At 71.8% G+C, this 18823-nt stretch carries 17 protein-coding genes and 1 pseudogene; 13 read left to right on the forward strand and 5 right to left on the reverse strand.

Annotated features, from left to right (window positions below; all coding sequences use genetic code 11):
• Positions 1–576: 576 nt before the first annotated feature.
• The 4 genes from L6E17_RS28810 (at position 577) to L6E17_RS28825 (ending at position 5891) form a co-directional block, all read left to right on the forward strand.
• Positions 577–3102, forward strand: coding sequence for a DEAD/DEAH box helicase (locus tag L6E17_RS28810; protein WP_236243582.1), 2526 nt, complete (start codon positions 577–579; stop codon positions 3100–3102).
• Complete coding sequence (locus tag L6E17_RS28815; RefSeq protein ID WP_236243583.1) at positions 3102–3398, forward strand: hypothetical protein; 297 nt, start codon at positions 3102–3104, stop codon at positions 3396–3398. The genes L6E17_RS28810 and L6E17_RS28815 overlap by 1 nt, the downstream gene beginning before the upstream one ends.
• A 249-nt stretch (positions 3399–3647) precedes the next feature.
• A complete protein-coding gene (locus L6E17_RS28820; protein WP_236243584.1) occupies positions 3648–4145 on the forward strand; it encodes a hypothetical protein in 498 nt (165 codons plus the stop codon).
• A gap of 543 nt (positions 4146–4688) precedes the next feature.
• Positions 4689–5891 (forward strand): IS110 family transposase, encoded by a 1203-nt coding sequence (locus L6E17_RS28825; RefSeq protein ID WP_236243585.1) that lies wholly within the window; start codon positions 4689–4691, stop codon positions 5889–5891.
• 38 nt (positions 5892–5929) lie between these two features.
• On the opposite strand, the gene L6E17_RS28830 is transcribed toward L6E17_RS28825, so the two are convergent.
• A complete protein-coding gene (locus tag L6E17_RS28830) occupies positions 5930–6931 on the reverse strand; it encodes an IS630 family transposase (protein ID WP_236240391.1) in 1002 nt (333 codons plus the stop codon).
• 635 nt (positions 6932–7566) lie between these two features.
• Here L6E17_RS28830 and L6E17_RS28835 point away from each other — a divergent pair.
• From L6E17_RS28835 to L6E17_RS28845, 3 genes are all read left to right on the forward strand, one after another.
• Positions 7567–8640: a hypothetical protein gene (locus tag L6E17_RS28835; protein WP_236243586.1), complete on the forward strand. Its 1074-nt coding sequence runs from the start codon at positions 7567–7569 to the stop codon at positions 8638–8640.
• The gene (locus L6E17_RS28840) at positions 8637–10850 is read left to right on the forward strand and encodes a hypothetical protein (protein WP_236243587.1); all 2214 of its coding nucleotides are present in this window, start codon (positions 8637–8639) and stop codon (positions 10848–10850) included. The genes L6E17_RS28835 and L6E17_RS28840 overlap by 4 nt, the downstream gene beginning before the upstream one ends.
• Positions 10851–11074: 224 nt before the next feature.
• The gene (locus tag L6E17_RS28845) at positions 11075–11299 is read left to right on the forward strand and encodes a hypothetical protein (RefSeq protein ID WP_236243588.1); all 225 of its coding nucleotides are present in this window, start codon (positions 11075–11077) and stop codon (positions 11297–11299) included.
• A gap of 485 nt (positions 11300–11784) precedes the next feature.
• Here the strand turns inward: L6E17_RS28845 and L6E17_RS28850 are convergent, their stop codons facing one another.
• Positions 11785–12885: a ParB/RepB/Spo0J family partition protein gene (locus L6E17_RS28850; protein ID WP_236243589.1), complete on the reverse strand. Its 1101-nt coding sequence runs from the start codon at positions 12883–12885 to the stop codon at positions 11785–11787.
• Positions 12886–13331: 446 nt separating this feature from the next.
• Positions 13332–13427, reverse strand: a pseudogene (locus L6E17_RS31745) (ParA family protein); the annotation flags it as partial.
• A gap of 393 nt (positions 13428–13820) precedes the next feature.
• Between L6E17_RS31745 and L6E17_RS28860 the strand changes: the two are divergent.
• The 3 genes from L6E17_RS28860 (at position 13821) to L6E17_RS28870 (ending at position 14935) form a co-directional block, all read left to right on the forward strand.
• Positions 13821–14237: a hypothetical protein gene (locus L6E17_RS28860; RefSeq protein WP_236243591.1), complete on the forward strand. Its 417-nt coding sequence runs from the start codon at positions 13821–13823 to the stop codon at positions 14235–14237.
• A gap of 132 nt (positions 14238–14369) precedes the next feature.
• Entirely contained in the window at positions 14370–14672 is a 303-nt protein-coding gene (locus tag L6E17_RS28865; protein WP_236243592.1) for a hypothetical protein, read from the forward strand.
• The gene (locus L6E17_RS28870) at positions 14669–14935 is read left to right on the forward strand and encodes a hypothetical protein (RefSeq protein ID WP_236243593.1); all 267 of its coding nucleotides are present in this window, start codon (positions 14669–14671) and stop codon (positions 14933–14935) included. The genes L6E17_RS28865 and L6E17_RS28870 overlap by 4 nt, the downstream gene beginning before the upstream one ends.
• An 806-nt stretch (positions 14936–15741) precedes the next feature.
• Here L6E17_RS28870 and L6E17_RS28875 read toward each other — a convergent pair.
• Complete coding sequence (locus tag L6E17_RS28875; protein WP_071283652.1) at positions 15742–15930, reverse strand: hypothetical protein; 189 nt, start codon at positions 15928–15930, stop codon at positions 15742–15744.
• A gap of 230 nt (positions 15931–16160) precedes the next feature.
• On the opposite strand from L6E17_RS28875, the gene L6E17_RS28880 reads away from it, so the two are divergent.
• Positions 16161–16373 carry a hypothetical protein gene (locus L6E17_RS28880; RefSeq protein WP_143066050.1) on the forward strand — a complete coding sequence of 71 codons (213 nt, stop codon included), beginning with the start codon at positions 16161–16163 and terminating at the stop codon, positions 16371–16373.
• Positions 16374–16516: 143 nt separating this feature from the next.
• Here L6E17_RS28880 and L6E17_RS28885 read toward each other — a convergent pair whose 3' ends face one another.
• Complete coding sequence (locus L6E17_RS28885; protein ID WP_236243594.1) at positions 16517–17398, reverse strand: GNAT family N-acetyltransferase; 882 nt, start codon at positions 17396–17398, stop codon at positions 16517–16519.
• A gap of 301 nt (positions 17399–17699) precedes the next feature.
• Between L6E17_RS28885 and L6E17_RS28890 the strand changes: the two genes are divergently transcribed.
• A complete protein-coding gene (locus L6E17_RS28890; RefSeq protein ID WP_071283655.1) occupies positions 17700–18080 on the forward strand; it encodes a peptidoglycan-binding protein in 381 nt (126 codons plus the stop codon).
• 79 nt (positions 18081–18159) lie between these two features.
• Positions 18160–18315 carry a hypothetical protein gene (locus L6E17_RS28895; protein ID WP_236243595.1) on the forward strand — a complete coding sequence of 52 codons (156 nt, stop codon included), beginning with the start codon at positions 18160–18162 and terminating at the stop codon, positions 18313–18315.
• Positions 18316–18823 lie beyond the last annotated feature (508 nt).

Here is an 18823-nt window from a genome sequence, read left to right on the forward strand (position 1 = left end):
ACCGCCAAGGGCAGGGCATCCGGGCCGCGTTGCGGCCCGGGGCCGGCCTCCGGCCGACCGGTGGCCTCCGCTGCGCTCCAGCCACCCACCATCCCACCGCCTGACCCCACGTCACCCGCCGTACTACGAGGCGCGCCACGCTCCGCGCGGCCCACCCACGGGCCTGCGGCCCGAGCAGCAGCAAGAGGAGGGGGGTGACAGGCAGTCGGGCGGGTGACGGGAACGCGGGGGCCGGCCACTCCCGGAGAGGGCGGGGACTGAGGGAGCATCAAGGCCCTGGATTCGCTTGCAATAAGGCGAGACTAGCAGCTTTCGGCCACGTTAGAGGGAATCTCGGGATTCTGCGTGCTTCATTTTTGAAGCCGAGATAAGCTATGGACTCAGAGCACACCACCCCGGACCCCTCCGGAGCGATATCGAGATCCATCCCCCGGCCTTGCCGGTGCACTGGTGAGGCAGAGCACCGAGCCGATCGCATCCGTCCAACCGTAGCCCTCAAGGCTCCTCTACGTGCAGGTTTCCCGTTTCCCGCCGCTCGAATCAACCGGGCAGCACCCCAGGAGAAGGCAGGCGAATATGTCGAGCACAGACCGCGTTGACCAGCGCGAGGCAGCCCAGCGAGAAGCCATTGACGCGGTCGTGCGCGCCCTCGAATTGCCTGCAAGATCACTTGTGCCCGAACGAGGGCTTCGAACGCAGGTGATCATGGCGACCGGGTCCGGGAAGACTCGGGTGGCTGTCCGCAGCGCGGAGGAGCTCCACGCGGGCCGTGTGCTGGTGCTCGTGCCCTCGCTGGACCTGCTCGCCCAGACCGAGGCCGCGTGGCGCGAGGGAGGCCGCCGGGGGCCGATGATCGGGGTTTCCTCGCTGCGGGGTGAGGAGGTGTCCTTCCCCAACACCACGGACGTGGACGAGCTGGTGGAGTGGACGCGGGGCCTGGACAAGGTGACGGTGTACGCCACGTACGCCAGTCTCGGTCTGGGCACGCTGGAGCGGGCGCACGCCGGGGGCCTCGCGGCTTGGGACCTGATCGTCGTGGACGAAGCCCACCGGGTTTCGGGCCGGATCGGGAAGCCGTGGGCGGTCGTCCACGACAACCAGAAGATCCCGTCCCTGCGCCGCCTCTACATGACGGCCACGCCCCGGCTGTGGCAGCTCGGGGACGAGGACGCGGCCGGCGCACCCGGCGAGCTGGTCGCAAGCATGGAAGACGACCCCGAGGGCCCCTTCGGCAGCAGGGCGTTCACTTTGACGCTCTCGGAGGCCATCGACCGGGGAATCTGTGCCCCCTACCAGGTCGTATGCGTGGACGTCACCGACACCGCGCTCCAGGCCGCGCAGCTCCTGGGCGCCGAAAGCCGGTCGGCAGAGGTCCGCGGGGCGCGGCTCGCCGCGCTGCAGACCGCCCTGGTGAAGGCGTCAGCGGAGGAGAACTTCCGGCGCACGCTCGTCTTCCACCACCAGATCCGCGAGGCCGAAGCGTTCGCGGCCGGCCTCCCGGACGTCGCCGCGCAGCTGCACGCATCCGACCCCGAGCTGTACCCGAAGACGATCTGGGCGGACTGGCTGTGCGGCGACCACAAGCCGGGCCACCGCCGTCGGCTGCTGGGCGAGTTCGCGGCCGGAATCGCCACGGACGGCACCGTCGTGGAGAAGTGCTTCCTGTGCTCGGTGAAGGTCCTGGGCGAGGGCGTCGACACCAAAAACTGCGACTCCGTGTACTGGGCGGACGTACGCGGCTCCATGCCCGACCTCGTCCAGGCCGTGGGCCGGGCGCTGCGGATGCAGCCGGGCGAGGGCAAGGTGGCCTCGCTCGTGGTGCCGGTGCTGCTCGGGCCGGGCGAGACGGCGGACAACATGCTCACGAGCCGGGCGTTCGGCGGGCTGGCGAAGCTGCTGGAGGCGCTGCGGGCGCACGACGCGCGGATCGTGGAGAGCCTCGCGGAGCAGCAGGCCCCGAGCCGCTACAAGCCCGTCAGCAAGGACGAGAGCGGGAAGAGCACGGACGGGAGCGGCGAGGGCTCCGGAGGCGTCAGCGCCCCTGCCAAGGCGCTGCTGAGGTTCTCCACGCCCCGCGACCCGGCCGCCCTGGCCGCGTTCATCAACCTGCGGGTCCTCAACCCGGAGCACGAGCACTGGCGGCGCGGCGTGGAGGCCGCCGTCATCTACGCCCGCGAGCACGGTGACCTCCGCGTGCCGTTCACGTTCCGGGTGCCCGCCGTCGACGACCAGGAGCAGGGGGAGGAAGGCGCGGTGTGGCCGGCCTCGCTCGCCGGGTTCCCGCTGGGGCAGTGGACCGCCGACGCGCGCAGGTTCTACGCCCGCGGCGACATGGACGAGGACCGCGTCGCGCAGCTGGAGAAGCTCGGCATGATCTGGAGCCACTTCGACGTCGCGTGGGAGGAGGGTCTGTCTGCCGCGCGCGGGTGGGCGGCCGAACACGGGCACCTCCTGGCCCCGCTGGACGCCACGTTCCAGGGGTACCGGGTGGGCATCTTCCTGAAGAACGCGCGGGCCGCCGCCCGGAAGGCTCAGGAGATCGAGCAGCGGCGTGCGGAGGGGCTGCCGGTGGAGTCGTCGGCCGGGGCGCTGTCGGACGAGCGGCGGGAGCAGCTGGAGGAGATCGACGCGTCCTGGTGCCCCTCGTGGCCGGTGACGTGGCAGCGGTGCTTCCACCTGGTGAGGATGCACCTGGACGCCGGTGAGGCGCTGCCCACCGAGACGGGCGACGTCGTGCGCCAGGGCGAGGATCTCGGGCGGTGGGTGCAGTCGGTCCGGCTCGGCTGGGACCAGCTCACGACCGTGCAGCAGTGGATGTGCGAGCAGGTCCTCGGGATCGAGCCCGCCAGCGAGGACGAGAAGCCCAAGCGCCGTACGCAGGCCGACAAGTGGGCGATGAACTACGAGGCCGCCCGCCAGTTCTACGAGCGCGAGGGACACCTCCAGGTCCCCAGGAAGCACGTCGAACGGATCGTCGGCGAGGACCAGGAGGAGCGGGAGCACAAGCTGGGAGCCTGGATCGGGAATCAGCGGAGCAGGGCGGCGACGCTGACGCCGGAGCGGATGGAGCTGCTGTCCGCCATCGGAATGCGCTGGTCGTGATGGGCGTCGTCGTCACCGCGGCCGCCGCGCTCACGGCCGGCTATCTGCTCGGGCGGCTGCGCCCGTGGCAGCGGCTGGGCGACTGGGCGGCCGATCAGGTCCGCTTCACCGGGGCGTGGGTCCGGGGCGGCGCGGGGCGTCAGGGCGTCGTCGTCCTGGTCCACGCCGTCACCGCGCCGCGCACCAGCTGGCGCATCATGCGCGCCCCGGCCACCGAGACCCGAGCGCCGGTGCCCGTACGCGATCCGGACTGGGTCGCCAACCGCACCCGCACCGACCAGGGAGGCACCGCGTGAGCCCCGAGCAGCACGACGCCGACGCGTACGGCCAGGAGCTGGCCCGCATCAGCCACCACCAGCACGAGGCCACCGACGCGCGGTTCACGGTCTTCCAGGCCCTGGCCGCCGTCGGCATCGGACACGAGCAGGCCGACGACATCGTGGCGAAGCTGGAGGCCGGGGCGGTGGCCGGCGCCCACACCTGGATCTCCGAGAGCAGTCCCCCGCACGGGTCGGAGCAGCGGTTCGAGGACGGCTGGTTCGCCGGTGTCCGCCGCCTCCAGCGCCATGCTCCTCGCCCACTTCCAGCAGCCGCACTCCCCCGCCCCGGCAGAGGCCCTGGCGGAAGACCCGGCCCCGGCCGTGGAGCTGGACGCGAAGGACATCCTGGCGGCCGCGGAGCGCTTCCCGTGGGCCGTGGCCGCACCGGGCGAGCGGCACTGGCCGGACGGCGGTGACTTCCTGGACGTCGCCCTGAGCACGGTGCGCCCCGAGGAACGCGAGGGGTACATCGAGCGCCTGGAGGCGTTCGTGGAGCAGCACCGCGCCCGCCTGGAGGAGATGCTGCGCACGCACGGGCCGGGCAGCAAGCCCGCCTCGCACGGCCGGTACGCGCTGATCGGACAGCCCGAGACCCTGGTCATCGTGGAGCGGATGGAGAGCGCCCCGTTCCTCCTGCGCGGCCAGTGGGAGAAGGAGCTGGAGACGGTCTTCCTGGACGACCTCGAGTTCGTGTGGGGGCCGCGTATCCGCCTCAGCCGGTGAGCAGCCGGGAAACAGCAGCAGGGCCGGGCAGGGTGATCCTGTCCGGCCCCGCTGTCGTCTCGTCAGTGCCTGTGCCGAGAGGGGAAGTGCTACGGGGCTGCCTGCTGGCCAGGGAGGTAGACCATCACCCCACCGGTGATCGGCACGCACCGTGTATCGGCCGGGAGCTGGACGAGGCACAGGTTCTCCGCCTGCCCCGCCATGCTGATGCGTTGAAGGCGCTCACGGCCGCTCTTCGTGCCCGATCGGGTGAACAGTGCGTTCCAGTCCCCTCTACCCCCGTTATGTTTTCTGCGGCTCCGCAACGGGGCCGCTGGCCTCCGGGCCCGGCATGACTGTGTCCCCCTGTCGAAGGCATGACCTGGGGGGTGGTGTCACCGGGTCCGGGGGTGTTCGTCGGAGACGCTGATCAGAGGTCCGGCCACCGTCCGGTCCGGCGCAATGCCGGACAGTTCGCGGGCGGCAGGTCTGCATAACGTGGATGCGCGAGCACGACACCCGAGCCGAGGCCGGCACCGCCAACACCCCCTGGGAAGGGGCACGATGTTCGAGATCGAAGACGTGGGCGTGTTCCTGGGCCTGGACGTCGGCAAGAGTGCCCACCACGGTCATGGGCTCACCCCGGGCGGGAAGAAGGTCTTCGACAAACCGCTGCCCAACAGCGAGCCCAGGCTGCGGGCCGTCTTCGACAAGCTGCGCGACAAGTTCGGCACCGTCCTGGTGATCGTGGACCAGCCCGCCTCCATCGGCGCCCTGCCGCTGACCGTCGCCCGCGACGCCGGCTGCCAGGTCGCCTACCTGCCCGGACTCGCGATGCGCCGGATCGCCGACCTCTACCCGGGCGAGGCCAAGACCGACGCCAAAGACGCCGCCGTCATCGCGGACGCCGCACGGACTATGCCGCACACCCTGCGCTCGCTGGAACTGACCGACGAGATCACTGCCGAGCTCACCGTGCTCGTCGGCTTCGACCAGGACCTCGCCGCCGAGGCCACCCGCACCTCCAACCGGATACGCGGTCTGCTCACCCAGTTCCACCCCTCGCTGGAGCGCGTCCTGGGCCCGCGCCTGGACCACCAGGCCGTGACCTGGTTGCTGGAGCGCTACGGATCCCCGGCCGCCCTGCGCAAGGCAGGCCGCCGCAAGCTGGTCGAGGTCGTCCGGCCCCGGGCGCCGCGCATGGCCGAGCGGCTGGTCGACGACATCTTCACCGCACTCGACGAGCAGACCGTCGTCGTCCCGGGCACCGGCACCCTCGACGTGATCGTCCCGTCGCTGGCGAAGTCGCTGGCCGCCGTCCACGAACAACGCCGGGCCCTGGAAACCCGGATCGAGGCACTGCTGGAGGCTCACCCTCTTTCGAAGGTCCTGACCTCGATGCCTGGCATCGGTGTCAGGACCGCCGCCGTCCTCCTGGCCACCGTCGGCGACGGCAGCAGCTTCCCCACCGCAGCCCACCTCGCCTCCTACGCCGGCCTCGCCCCGGCAACCCGGCAGTCCGGCACGTCGATTCACGGCGAACACGCACCCCGAGGCGGCAACCGGCAACTGAAACGAGCGATGTTCCTCTCCGCGTTCGCAGCCCTCCACGACCCCGACTCCCGCACCTACTACGACCGCTGCCGAGCCCGCGGCAAGACCCACACTCAAGCCCTCCTCCGCCTCGCCCGCCACCGCATCAGCGTCCTGTTCGCCATGCGCCGCGACGCAACCTTCTACGAGCCGAGGAACCCTCGACTCGCTTGACGAAGGACATAGAGGCACCCCCCGTGATCATCTATTGATCAGAAACTCATGGGGTTCTCGTCCATGACGTAGCGGACGTGTGGGCCACCGAAGTAGCCGCGGACGATGTGCGGCTGACGCTGACGCCTGCGGAAGAAGCGGCGGGTTTCGGCAGCGAGTTCGGCCTGGTCGCGGGCCCGGTGCTGCTTGGGCAGGCTGTGCTTGAGGTCGGCGTTGACCAGCTCGTCGGGGTTCAGCTCGGGCGAGTACGGGGGCAGGAAGTGCAGCTCTACATCATCGGGGTGGGCGGCGAGCCAGTCGCGGACCTTCTTCGAGCGGTGCGCGGAGTGACCGTCGACCACGAGGTGGACCTTGTGGTCGAAGTGGCCGGCGAGCCGGCCCAGGAAGCGGCACATCACTTCGGCGGTGAAGGACTCGGTGAAGACCATGAAGTGCATCCGGCCCTTGGTGCTGATCGCCGACATCGCGTTCACGGAGAACCGGTTCCCGCTCCGCCGCACGACGGGCGTCTTCCCCTTCTCACCCCAGGTGCGGCCGGTGACCTGGTCGGATCGGATGCCGACCTGGTCGGCGAAGAGGATCTCGCCGCCGTCTTTCTTCGCCTGCACGCGGATCTTCGGCCAGGTCTCTTCATGCCAGCGCCGGACGGCCTCGGGGTCCTGCTCGACGGCCCGCTTGTCCGGGCGCTGGAAGGACAGCCCCCATCGCTTCAAATACTTGCCCACCCCCACCTCGGTCAGCCGCACCCGGTACAGCTTCGCGATCAGCTCGCCCACCAGCCGCCGTGTCCACAGCTGACCGGAAAGCCCCACGTCACACGGCCGGTGGTCCAGGACCGCCTGCCGCACCGCGGCCTGCTCGGCCTCCCCGAGCACCTGGTGCACACCGACCGGCTTACCCCGAGGACGCATGACCAGGGCCTCCCGACCACCGGCCTGCCACTTCGCCCACCAGCCGTCGACCGCCTTCAGCGACACCCCGAACACTGCCGCCACGTCCTCGCGGTCCCGCCCCGCCATCAGAGCGGCCACCGCCCGCAGCCGCAGGGCCTCCTGCGCCGACGGCGACAGATGCCGCGCGTCCCCCACCAGATCGCTCACACCCACCCAACGACCCAGAACCCAAACCGTTTCTGATCAATAAGAACGGACGGTCCGTCATCCTGTCCGCCCGGGTCTATCGGGACGATACGTCGAAGTTCGTCCGAATCAGCTCGGGGGGACGGACAGCCGAGGAAGAGGTTCTGCCTCTCCAGCCAGGGGAGTTCTCCTGGTCGACTCGGGTGGAGGTCAAGGTGCCGGTCGAGGATCGATTCCAGCCAGTTCGGATGAGTGTCATGGCCGGGGGCCCTGAGTGGAAGAAGGGCACGCGGCTCGCTGCTCGCAGTATTGAGTTCCACTCGGACTACACGGCCTTTGATGCCGACACCGGAGAACGTCTCAAGCAGGACTAGCAAGCGGCTTCCGCGGTCGCTTCGGCGAGGCACATAGACCTGGCACGTGCCGTCCCCGGCCCGCCACTGGGGCCCACCGTCACCACCACCGGCCCCGAGTCGGCCGACCGACCCTTCACCTCCTGGCCCCGGCCTCCACCCCTCTTTCCGCCTCCGGGCGGTGGTGGGGCGGAGGCCGGGGCCAGGTCCTTCCCCTGCCACCACGTGTTGAGAGGACCCTTCATGTACTCCCTTGCTCCTGGCTACCGTGTGCCCGCTCTCCAGCGCGGGCTGAGCCCTGCCGAGACGCTGCTGACGAAGGTGAACGCGGGGGCAGGGGCTGCGGTGCTGGCTTCCGCGCTGCTGTCCCCGCCCCCGATGTGGACGTTCGGCGCGGTCGGCGCGGCGGCGGCGCTGCTGAACCTGGCGCCGGGGCCGCGGTCGGTCGCCCGGTGGGCGGCGGTCGGCTACCGCAGGCTGCGTGAGCGCACCGCGCCGGCCTCGATGTGCGCCCAGCCCGGAACGACCAGGACCTGGGCGGTGTACCCGCACCACGGCACCATGCAGGACGCGCTGCGCCGGGCCGCGTTCCATGACGCGTTCGGCCGTGCGCTGGTATTCGCGGGCGGCCAGGCGCGCACCGCCGGCATCCAGGTCCACGTCACCCACCACGCCACCGTCGCCGGGTACACCACGCACACCCAGACCGTGTCCGTCCACCTGCCCAGGGGGCTGGTCGGGCAGCCGGAGCGGATCCTGGACACTCTGGAGGGCGAGTTCGCCGCCCTCGGCGCCCTCGCGCCGCTGACCCCGGAGCCGCCGCCCACGGTGGCGGAGCGGGGGCCCGGGTGGGTCGGCCTGGACGACGGCCGGTATGCCGCGACCGCGCGAATCACCGCGTGGCCCGACGAGGCGGACGGGGACCTGATGCCCACGCTGCTGCTGGGCCAGGACACCGACCGGTCGCTGGCGGTGCTGTACCGGCCGCTCCCGGCGGCGCAGTCCCGCCGGTCCGCGAAGTGGCAGATCGCGGCGTCGGAGGCCTTCACCACCGATCAGGTCAAGAAGGAGGCGCAGGCGGTCGCCGGTACCACCATGCGCGGGGCCCTGGTGGAGGGCGCCACCCTGGTCGACCTGGACGCCTACGTCACCGTGTGGGGCGACAGCCCCGGCGCCGTGACGGACGCGCGCTGGCAGGCCTCCCTCGCGGCCGACCGGCACCGCATCCACCTGGACTGGCTGGCCGGCCAGCAGCACCGCGCCCATGTGATGACCACGCCCCACGGGGCCGCCACCAGGAAGGGGGCCATCCTGTGATCCGCCTGCCGTCGACCCACGCGGCCATCACCGCGCCGCTCGTCGCCTCCAACACCGTCTTCCCCGGCATCCCGGTCGGCCGGTCCCTGCTGGACGGCCGCCCGTTCCACCTCTCGCCCGTCTTCGTCTCCGACCACGTACTGCCGTCCACGAACAGCATCGCCCTCGGCGGACTGGGGTCCGGCAAGTCCACGACAGCGAAGGTCCGCGCCCGCCGCGAGATCCTCGATCACGGGCACCAGTACGTCGTCATCGACAGCTTCGGGGAGGAGAACGCCGGCGAATGGGGCGCCCTCACCCGCTCCGTGGGCGGCCAGATCATCCAGGCCGGAGACTTCACGCTCAACCCGTGCAGCGAGATGTTCCCCCAGGAAGTCCGCGAACAGCTCATCCACTCGCTGATCCTCGCGGCCGCGCCCAACGCCCTGGACGACCACGCCACCCACGCGCTCCAGCACGCTTTGAACCACCCCAAGGCGACGTCGCTGAACGGCCTGGTGGACGCCCTGGCAGAGCCCGAGGACGGACGCTGGCCCGCGGCGACGCTCACCGCGTGGGGCGAGAAGGCCACCATCGCCCTGTCCCGCTACACCGACGGCAGCCTGCGCGGCCTGTTCGACGGCCAGGACGCCGCCCTGCCGCCCACCGACCTGCCGATGCTGTCCTTCGACTTCAGCCGCCTGGACCGCAACAGCCCCGCCATCCCCGCACTGATGGCCGCCGTGTCGTGCTGGGTGGAACAGGTCTGGCTGCGCCAGTCCACCGCCCCGCACCGCCACCTGGTGCTGGAGGAGGCCTGGCAGATCCTGCTGTCCCCGGCCACGGCCGCGCTGATCCAGCGGCTGCTGAAGAACAGCCGCAAGGCCGCGTTGTCGCTGGATGTCGTGATGCACACCCTGTCCGACCTCGGGGAGGGCAAGGCGCAGGACCTGGCGCGGCTCATCGAGATCGCCCACGTCGGGCGCCTGGGCCCGGAAGAGGCCGCCGCTGTCGGCGCGCTGCTGGGCCTGCCGGCCTGGGCGGTGGCCAGGATCCCGTCCCTCGGCCCCGGGCAGGCCGTATGGAAGGTCGGCCCCGACTACGTCGACATCATCGAGACCCTCCTCGATGAGGAGGAGGCCCGGCTGACGGACACCTCCTCCCGGCGGCGCACGGCGCAGCAGGCCCTGGCAGCCGAAGCAGACCCCGACCGCGACGACCGCGCCGAGGACGGCGACGACGGCGACGTGCTCCAGGCCGTCGACCAGGAAACCGCCCCCGTCGACGCCCCGGCGGCGCCGGTCGAGCCGTACACCGACGACATCGAGGCGGAGTGGGACTGGGACATGCCCCCCAACGTCATCGACACCCGCCACCAGGACGTCATCCAGGCCGCAATGGCCGGCCACTGCGACCAGGCCGCGCAGCTCGCAGCGATCGGGGAACGCGAGGACATCACCACCCACGGCATCAACTCCGACCAGGCCGTCTCCTGGCTCGCCACCCGCGCCCGGGTCGCGGACCTGTGCGGCAGCCCCGACCAGGCCGCGCGGCTGCGCGCCACCGTCGCCCGCATGGGCAAGGACATCGACTGGTTCGAGAAGGCCGCGGCGGGCGGCAGCGCGGACCCGGAGCCCGACCGCGAACCCGGAGCGCCCTCGCCCGGCCCCTCTCCGCACGCCAGCGGCGAACCGCAGGGGCGGCGCCGCGGCCGCGTCTGGCTCGCCACCGCGGCCATCGCAGCCCTCGGAATCGCCGGCGCCGTCGCCACCCAGACCGGCGAGGGCGACCAGCCACCCCGCGAACGCCAGGAACAGGCCGCCGCCGGAGCCGCCCGCCAGGGTGCGTCCGCCACCGAGGTACACATCGACGGGGTGAAGGTGGAGATCCTGGCGCAGTGGAGCAAGGACGGTCGCTCCGTCTTCTTGTCCGCCACCATCGACCCGCAGCAGCGGCCGCAGTTCGTCCGCATCGACTCAGCCGACCAGACAGCCCAGCAGGAAGTCCTGCCCAGGGCCGAAGGGCAGCCGGCGAAGCCGCTCCGAATGGAGGTGAAGGTGCCCGTCGACAACCGCCGGCAGCCGGTCCGGATGAGCGTCATGATCGGAGGGCCGGACTGGAAGCCCGGCACCCGCGCCCCCCACCGCACCATCGAGTTCCACCCCGACCGCGCCCCCGTCGATGCCGACACGGGCGCGCCCCTCGCACAGCGCGACACCGCGCCGCGCTAGCAGGCCGGCCGGGCCGACGCCCACGACGTCCTGGCCCTCCGGCACGACCCCCGCGACGAGATGGCCCACACCCCCTGGGTGTGGGCCATCCGTATGCGGTCCTTCCCCGGGTGCTCCGCCTGGCCCTCCCCGCCCCCGTGCTCCCGTACACGGCGAGGGAGGACCGGACAGGCCACCCGCCCCACGCACCACCATCCCCCGTCCCTCACCGAACTGGAGACACCGTGGCTGTCATAGGCGTGCTCACCGAGCCGACCCCGCCGTCCTGGTGGCAGGCCAACCGGCACAAGGTCTACCTCGTCACCGGCCTGATCTGCGGCTACCTGATCGGCAGCCACGCACAAGCAGTCCCCGACCCGCAGCAGCACCCGCGCCCCGGACACACCACACCCGCACCGACCACGCCCAGCACCCACCACACGCACACGGCCCTCAGACATGCCGTCTGAACCGTCCTCGCCTATACCGCGGTATAGGTTCCCGGCGGTGGCCCCAACCTGCCCCGGTGTATACCGCGGTATACACCGCCGGTCCCGCGGGCGGTGGTCCCGCCCTTCCGCGTCTATACCGCGGTATACACCGGCGGTCTGTCCCGGCCGCTCGTCGCCGTGCGCCGACGGCGCAGCTCGGGGTCGCTCGTGCTCGACTATACCGCGGTATAGGTTGCCGGTGGCCCCCGGCGCCTCGGATCTATACCGCGGTATAGATCGCCGGGCGGTGGCCCCGCCCTTCCACGTCTATACCGCGGTATACATCGCCGGTCCTCCGCCGAACCGCCCGTGCACCGCGCCAGGCGGGGCCGGCCGTCCGCCCAGAGAAGCCCCGTACCCCCGCAGACGCTGCGCGTTCGCGGGGGTACGGGGCTTCTCTGCGTTTCACGGAAGGCCAGGTGCCCGCCCGGCGGAGGCGGAGGGCAGAGGAGAAGCCAGCGGCCCTACAGCTCCAGCGCGGCTTGTACGGCCGTGGGCTGAAGCTCCCCGGCCTGGAGCATGCGCCGCACGAGGTGCTCCACCAAGGCCACTCGCTGGTCCCGCGACATCTTCATCAGTGCGAGCTCGGCGCACTCTACGCCGTTGTGCCACGGCATCTTCACCTGAGGAGGCGCCGACGACTTGGAGCGCGCCTGGCTCTGCGCAGTGGTGCCGGCGGGTGCCTGGGCTGGAAGGGAGACGTCGGCCTGCGGTGCGGGACCGGCCGCAGTGGGCGCCGACGTGCCGGGGCCCGATGCGTCCGGGATACCCGCCCCGGTCCCGCCGCCGTCGGGCGCACCGACGTCAGCTAGCTGCCGGTCCGCGCCCTTCGCGTATACCGCGGTATACATCTCCGCCGCCTCGCCTTCGTGGGCGGGTTCGCTGCGAGCTGCCTTCGCCGCTTCCTGATCCGCCAGCCACGCGGGCATCTGCTCTTCAGGCGGCATCGCTGCGTACCGTCGCATCTCCCGGAACGCTGTGAGCTTGCCGCTGGTGACCAGCTTCTGCATCTCAGGCGTGAGGCGCAGAATGCCGATCCTCTGGCTGAGCCACTGCGGGGACTTGCGGAGTTGGGCAGCTGCCTTGGCCTGGTTGCCGTCGGACAGCTCCAGCATCTGACGCAGGCCGCGCGCTTCCTCGATGAAGTTGAAGTTGCGCCGGTCGAGGTTCTCATCGAGGACAGCGGACAGGAAGCGCACCCGCGACTCTGCGATGTCGTCGCGAACATGAACATCGAGGCTGGGAAGGTCGACCAGGCGCGCCGCCTCCCACCTGCGTTGGCCGGCTGCCATGACGATGCGGCACTCCGGGATCACGTCCGCGTGCTCGGGGAACAGCCGGAGGTAGGCGGCCCGGGACACTCCGACGCAGGGTTGGAGCTGGCCGGCGCGCATGCTCTCGCCCAGCTCCCGCAGGCTGCTTTCCGCGAAGTCGCGGCGCGGGTTCAGCGGTGTGGGCGCGATCTGGCGGGGCGGCAGGTGCACCAGGACCGGCTTGCCGTGCCCGGGGCTTTCCTCCACGGGCTGTGCGGCGAGGGTGGAGAGGTTGATCCGCTTGCCTGCCATCAGCGACGGCCTCCGTAGCCCTGCTCCAGGGCCAGCCTGAAGTAGTCCTCACGGGCGCGGAGCGTGGTCCCGTTGTCCGCGTACTGCGTGACGACCTTGCCCTCCGCGGCCGCCCGAGCGTGGACCTTGTACCGGCGGATCACCGTGTTGGCCCGGGGCCAGCCTCGCGCGTCGATGTAGGCGATGGTCTCGTCGCGATCGGCCTTGCCGTCCCGGGGGTCCCACGCGTTGATGAAGACCCGGTAGGACAGGCCGCGCGGTTCGATCACCTTCGTGATCGTGCGGGCCGTCGGGTCGAAAGCGAGGGGTTCGGGTGGCATCGGCACCAGCACGTCGTCTGCGATGTCCAGAGCGGCAGCCAGGATGTGCTCGTTCTCCAGGCTGCCGGGCGTGTCGATGAAGATGTGCTCAAGGCGACCAGTACTGCCCAGCACATCGTGGGCAACGGCGGCAAGGTTGACCGCGGTGGTGGTCTTGCCGACGCCACCCTTCTGATTGGCAATCACGTGGATCTGCGCACCCGTGGACTTGAGGTTCGCCAGGCTGCTCGGGTCCTCGTGAGCGGTCGCGAAGTTGAACGGCAAGTCGTTGACGCGGTCGGCCCACCAGATGGTCGACCCCTGGGGGTCTGTGGACACGACGAGGATGGAGGAATCCATGCGGCTCCGTTCCGTGTGCTTCCCGGGACGACCCCGGTACTCGGACCCGCACAGCATGCCAGACACCCAAATCGGATCTGTTGGGGCATGCGTGGCGCCTGTGTATACCGCGGTATAGAACCCGTAGCACTGCCGTCAACATGTGCTCCACGCCTTCCCACTCGCGCGAGGTGGGCCGCTCTGAACGCTGCTGGAAGGTCCGTCCTCAGCGCAGGCTCTTGGCTGATTTCGGTTGTGGTGGCAGGATCTGGCCCCTGCTGACGGAAGGGGCTTGCGATGACTGATCACCTGGAGACGGAGCGTGTCGAGTGTCCTGACTGCCAGGCTCTGCCGGGTCCCGACAGGTCCCGCGTCTCGTACGTGAAGGACGGCGGGGGGATCAGCGAGACGTGGCACCTGCACGACTGCCCAGGCCTGGCCATCATGCGGATCGAGTGGGAAGAGGGCAGCAAGCGCGTCCGTGAAGAGGAGGAGTGGGCCCAGGGCGTCTTCCCCGCCGCGCACGAGCGGCTGAGGCGGGCCGCCGCCGCGCTGCCGCCGGGAACCGCCGCGCAGCCGTTCGTCGACGCCCTGGCCGAGCTGGTCCAGGCGCAAGCCGACACCACCGGCTTCGTCACCCTGCCCACGTGGGCGCGGATCCTGGAACGGCACTTCCCGCCGGACCTCCCCGACATCAACCGCACCACCGAGTAGCCCGGCCGGCCGGCGGTGCGCCGGGTCGGCGCCTGGGCGCCCGCGAGCGTCGCGGCGGCCGACCCGGACGTTGCCGTACCCGCAGGCGGGATGGGCGGGTAGTTTCGGTACCGCAGCGACGAGGAGGTCACCGTGACCGCACAGCCTGACCATCACGCCGTCCCGCCCTTCGGCTTTCGCCCGCCGATGGGCACGCTTGCCGAGCTGCGCAGCGCGCTCAGCACCTGGGGCTTTCCCGGCGACCGGGAGCGGTTCGAGAAGGAACTCGACGCCCTGGACCTGGACGACCTGACGCAGGTGCGGGAACTCGCCCAGGCCTACCGGCACCGCGTCCTGCTGCGCCACGACCCCGCGGGGATGGCCGCGCTTGCCCGGACCACCGACGACGTCGAGGCCGAACTGCGCCACAAGCTGAAGCAGCCCGGCGCCCGGTGACCCACGTCTTCTACTCCGACGCTGCCGCCAAGGCCTGCCGGGAACTCAGCCGCTCGGAGCAGACCGCCGTCGAATCCGTGCGCCGCGCGCTCGAAGAGGACCCCGAGCAGGGCCGCGGTCTGCCGGACGCCGACCCGCGCAGCGCCTCGTACGTCGTCGAGCTGCTCCCCCAGCGCACCGGCGGCCGCGGGATCAGCGTCGTGTACCGCTACGCGCGGGATCTCGACGCCGCGCTCATCCTGTGGCTGATCGCCGGGCCATAGCCGCCCGCCCCGGCAGGCCTGCCGCGTCCTTCGTGGAGTCTGGGGGAGCGGCGACACGTGACCCTTCACCTCCGAAGGGCGTGCCCGGCGGCCTTCACGACGCCCGGCCCTGCCGCGGTTCGCTGCGCGGTGCGGCCCCACACCGCTCCCGCCCTGGTGGTTGTGTCTCTGGTGGCCTCGCCCCGGGTGCGCGCGGGTCTGGCCTGGCGGAGGGTGGGAACGGCTCTCCGGGGGCGGTATCCCGCCCGGTGCGTTCCTTCTGGCCCCTCAGGGCGTGCCCGGGCGGCTGCGCCTCCGGGGAGTTCCGGCGCCAGGCGGACGCGGCCGCGGTTGCGGCGCTCTGGATGCTCGCCGTGGCCGGTGCAGGGGCGGCACCCGCCCGGCTGGGGCGGCGTCAGGGCATGGCGGCGGCGAAGGCTGCGGGACAACATGTGCTCCCTTGCGCGCGGCCGTCCGGGTGGACTCGGGGCCCTGCCCTGTTGCGGTGTGCGCGGGCCCTTGCGCTGGCGCAGGGTGGTAAACGCCCCCCGGGGGTGGGCCGTGCCGTCTGCGAAACCGCTCACCCCTCTTGCGCAGGCGTGCCGCGCGTGTCACCTCCGGGGGCCGCAGGGTGGGTGCCCGCCACCGGGCAGCCCTGTCGGTGACGGGCGGGGAACCCTCTTCCCCTGCGCCGGGTACCCCGGGGCGCCGGGCGATACCCCGCGCCCCGGCTTCTCGGGGCCGCTTCCCGAACAGGCGGCCCTTGCTGCAGCCGCCACCTGCCCCGGGCCGGCGACGACCAGGGGCAGGCGAAGAGCCGGTGGTGCCTAGCCGGAGTCTTTCGGCGGCACGGGCCGCACCGGGCCCGTCGTCGCTGGGCCCACCTGCGGCCCCGAGGCTCCCGCGTCGGCGCGGTGAGGCTGCTCGGGCCGGGGGAACAGGAGGTTCTCCAGGGCGTCCAGCCCGAACAGCATGAGCATGATCAGCACAGGCAGGAGCAGAGCGACCACGATCATGACGCCTCCCGACGGGAGCGGTGTTCACGCGAAACGCGGCGGGCACTCCTGGACCCAGGCTGAGCCGAACGGGCGAACGGCGCGCGTGCGGGTAGGCCGTTCGGGTGGATCCTGAGGCATTCGGCCGGCCCTCTCACGCTGCCGCGCACGGAGCACGGCGCCATCACCGGGGCCCCGGCCACGTCCCCTCCACCCCGCCCGCGCGTGCGGCGCCCGTACGATCACCGGTCATGAGCAGCACCGCACGCCGACCGCTCGGCCACGGACCGAAGCCTGCGCCGCCCGACGCCCCGCGGCCGCCGGTGGAGGTGCCCAGGGTGACGTCCGCGCAGGCGGACGCAGGCACCGCTCCGCTCCACCGGCCCGGTGGGCAGCTCGACGTTGCCGCGTACCGCGAGTGCGGAGTCGTCGGCCGGCCGCCCACGGCGGCGGGCGGGGTTTGAAGACGCCGACCACCCCTGCGTCGGCTTACCGCAGCCGCCGACCACCTCTGGCGCTGGCTGGCCCCGCGTCGTCGCGGCGCTGGAGCACGCTCAGCTCGGGAACCGCACGGCCACCGGGCAGCTCCGAGGGTCCCGGGGACTGGCTAGGGGCGGGATGTGAAGGAATGGAGCCGGTCGACCTCGGTGAAGCCGGCCCGGTCGTACATGCCGTTGGCGGCGGTTCGGTCCCGCTCCGGGTCCCCCGCAAGGGCGTCATCGTCGACGTAGAGGATCGCCTCGCGGGCGCCGAGCCCGGCCAGCACGTCCAAAGCGGAGCCGAGCAGGGCCAGCCCCAGGCCTCGCCCTCGGGCGGCCGGGGTGACGCCGATCCACCACAGCACCCCGATCCCGGCGACCGCTCGCCCGATGGTGGCCTCCGCCAGGAGCTCCCCGCCCTCACGCACCTCCAGGCGCTTGCCCGGCGGGTCCTCGCAGTCGGTGACGGTGTACCGGGCGACGTGCGGCAGGCCGCCGATCGGCAGATCCGCGCGCATGTAGCGCCACAGGTCACGGCCGGCGAACCCAGCCGCCTCCAAGGCAGCCCGGGTCGCCGGGCGGTGCTTGGCCGGCAGGCCCTCCAACCCGAGGGCCAGAGCGGAGGCGAACTCGAAGGCGTGCACCGTGCGCGGGCCGAGCCGGTCCAGCGCGCGGGCGATCAGGGCCGCTGCGAGGACCCGGTCCTCGCGGCAGTGCAGCCACAGGATGAACCCCGCGCCGTCGCTGTGACGGGTGGAGTAGGAAACCGCGCCGAGCACCGTGCCCGCCGCGTTGCAGATCACCTCGGTAACCGGCACCGCCAGCTCCGCCCACCATCCGCCGTCGACCGGTGAACGACCGGCCAGGGCCTCAGCGAGCATCGCCGGTGTGGTCAGAGGCTGGCCGGCCAGCCGGTCGGCAGCCACCAGATCCAGTACCGCCGCCTCGTCGCCGTCCTGGTAAGGCCGCACCGACAGCTGTGTCGCCGCACCGGGGGTCGTGATCGCCACAGACTGCTTCCGCCTTCCTCGCCGGATCTCTCCCCTCCAGCCTGCCCCGTCCGGCGCCCGCACGCCATCACCCCCCGGGTGAGGTCCGGGCGTGCTCCCCGTCTCCCCGGCCCTCGGGCGGAGCCCCCCGCTGGGCTGCCGCGTGCGTCGAGGGGGCGGGGTGCGTCAACCTGTGGCATGTTTCACGTCATTTCCCCCTTCGCGACCGTGAGCGGACGAGGGCCCCGTCCTACGATCCTCGTCACGCGCGGCGCCATCAGACCAGTGGCGCCGCATCAGAGAAAGAGAAGGGGGAAGATCCATGACCTACCGCAGCCACCTTGCCGCCGTCCTGACCACCGTGGCATTGGTCGGGGGCACTCTGGCCACCGCCGGCCCGGCCCAGGCCGCGCCCAACGTACCCAACATCAGTAAGGGCAGCGGCAACCGCGCCGGTGTCCTGTGCGTCCAGCGCGGGGTCAACAACTGGGCGCAGCGCACCGGGCAGGGACGGCCTCTCGTGGAGGACAAGCTGTTCGGGTCCAAGACCGAGGCGTGGGTGAAGAAGTTCCAGCGGGCGTCCCGGCTGTCCGTCGACGGCATCGTGGGCAAGAACACCGGCAACAGCATCCTGGACAACCTCACGAACGACGGCACCTGGCGGTCGGCCTGCTACGGCTACATCCCCAGCACGCGCCGCTAACACCGAGCGACCACTGCCCGTCCGCCTGCGGGCCCGGCGCGGCAGCAAGAACGCCGGGGCGGCCGCCTGCGCCGCCCCGGTGAGCTTGTCGTTGCAGCCGTTTGTCGACGCTCTGGCCGAGCTGGGCCAGGCGCAGGCCGACACCACGGGCTTCGTCACCCTGCCCACGTGGGCGCGGATACTGGAGCGGCATTTCCCGCCGGACCTCCCCGACCCCGGGTGCACCACCGAGTAGGCCGGGACACCGGATCTGCGGCTGCGGGCGCAGCGGGCCCGTCGGACCACCGCGCGCGGCCGCGAACGCCCGTACCCGCATTGCCCGGCGCGCCGTGCCGTCGCCGTTCCCACGCGCCTGGGCGGGTACCGTCCTGGCGTCGAAGCCGGAACGGAGGACCACGTGTCGCATGCTCCCGACCACGGTGGACGGATCGGGCCGATGCTGCGTCGGCTGCGGGAGTCCCGCGGGCTGACGGAGGCGGAGACGGCCGAGAGGCTGGGCGGATACGCACGCCGGCCGACGCTGACGGCCACGGAGATCAGCCGGTGGGAGCTGGAACGGGACGGCCGAACGCCGGGGCCGTACTGGCTGGCGCAGATCGCCGGATACTTCGACGTACCGCTGGTGGTGTTACAGCAAGCCCGTGCCGCATCGAGGGCAGCCCGGGTATCGGCGGAGCCCGCGCAGTCCGGGGCGGACGCGTTGGCCCGGCTGGCGCTCCCCGAGAACGCGATGACGCCCGGCC

The sequence above is a fragment of the Streptomyces sp. CC228A genome, from assembly GCF_021390935.1.
Lineage (GTDB): Bacteria > Actinomycetota > Actinomycetes > Streptomycetales > Streptomycetaceae > Streptomyces.

What these genes read in the sequence shown, in the direction of transcription:
- L6E17_RS28835 (WP_236243586.1), top strand. Translation starts at nt 7,567, where the DNA reads ATGTACTCCCTTGCTCCTGGCTACCGTGTGCCCGCTCTCCAGCGCGGG.
- L6E17_RS28850 (WP_236243589.1), bottom strand. Translation starts at nt 12,885, where the DNA reads ATGGCAGGCAAGCGGATCAACCTCTCCACCCTCGCCGCACAGCCCGTG.
- L6E17_RS28890 (WP_071283655.1), top strand. Translation starts at nt 17,700, where the DNA reads ATGACCTACCGCAGCCACCTTGCCGCCGTCCTGACCACCGTGGCATTG.
- L6E17_RS28875 (WP_071283652.1), bottom strand. Translation starts at nt 15,930, where the DNA reads ATGATCGTGGTCGCTCTGCTCCTGCCTGTGCTGATCATGCTCATGCTG.
- L6E17_RS28810 (WP_236243582.1), top strand. Translation starts at nt 577, where the DNA reads ATGTCGAGCACAGACCGCGTTGACCAGCGCGAGGCAGCCCAGCGAGAA.
- L6E17_RS28815 (WP_236243583.1), top strand. Translation starts at nt 3,102, where the DNA reads ATGGGCGTCGTCGTCACCGCGGCCGCCGCGCTCACGGCCGGCTATCTG.
- L6E17_RS28880 (WP_143066050.1), top strand. Translation starts at nt 16,161, where the DNA reads ATGAGCAGCACCGCACGCCGACCGCTCGGCCACGGACCGAAGCCTGCG.
- L6E17_RS28825 (WP_236243585.1), top strand. Translation starts at nt 4,689, where the DNA reads ATGTTCGAGATCGAAGACGTGGGCGTGTTCCTGGGCCTGGACGTCGGC.
- L6E17_RS28860 (WP_236243591.1), top strand. Translation starts at nt 13,821, where the DNA reads ATGACTGATCACCTGGAGACGGAGCGTGTCGAGTGTCCTGACTGCCAG.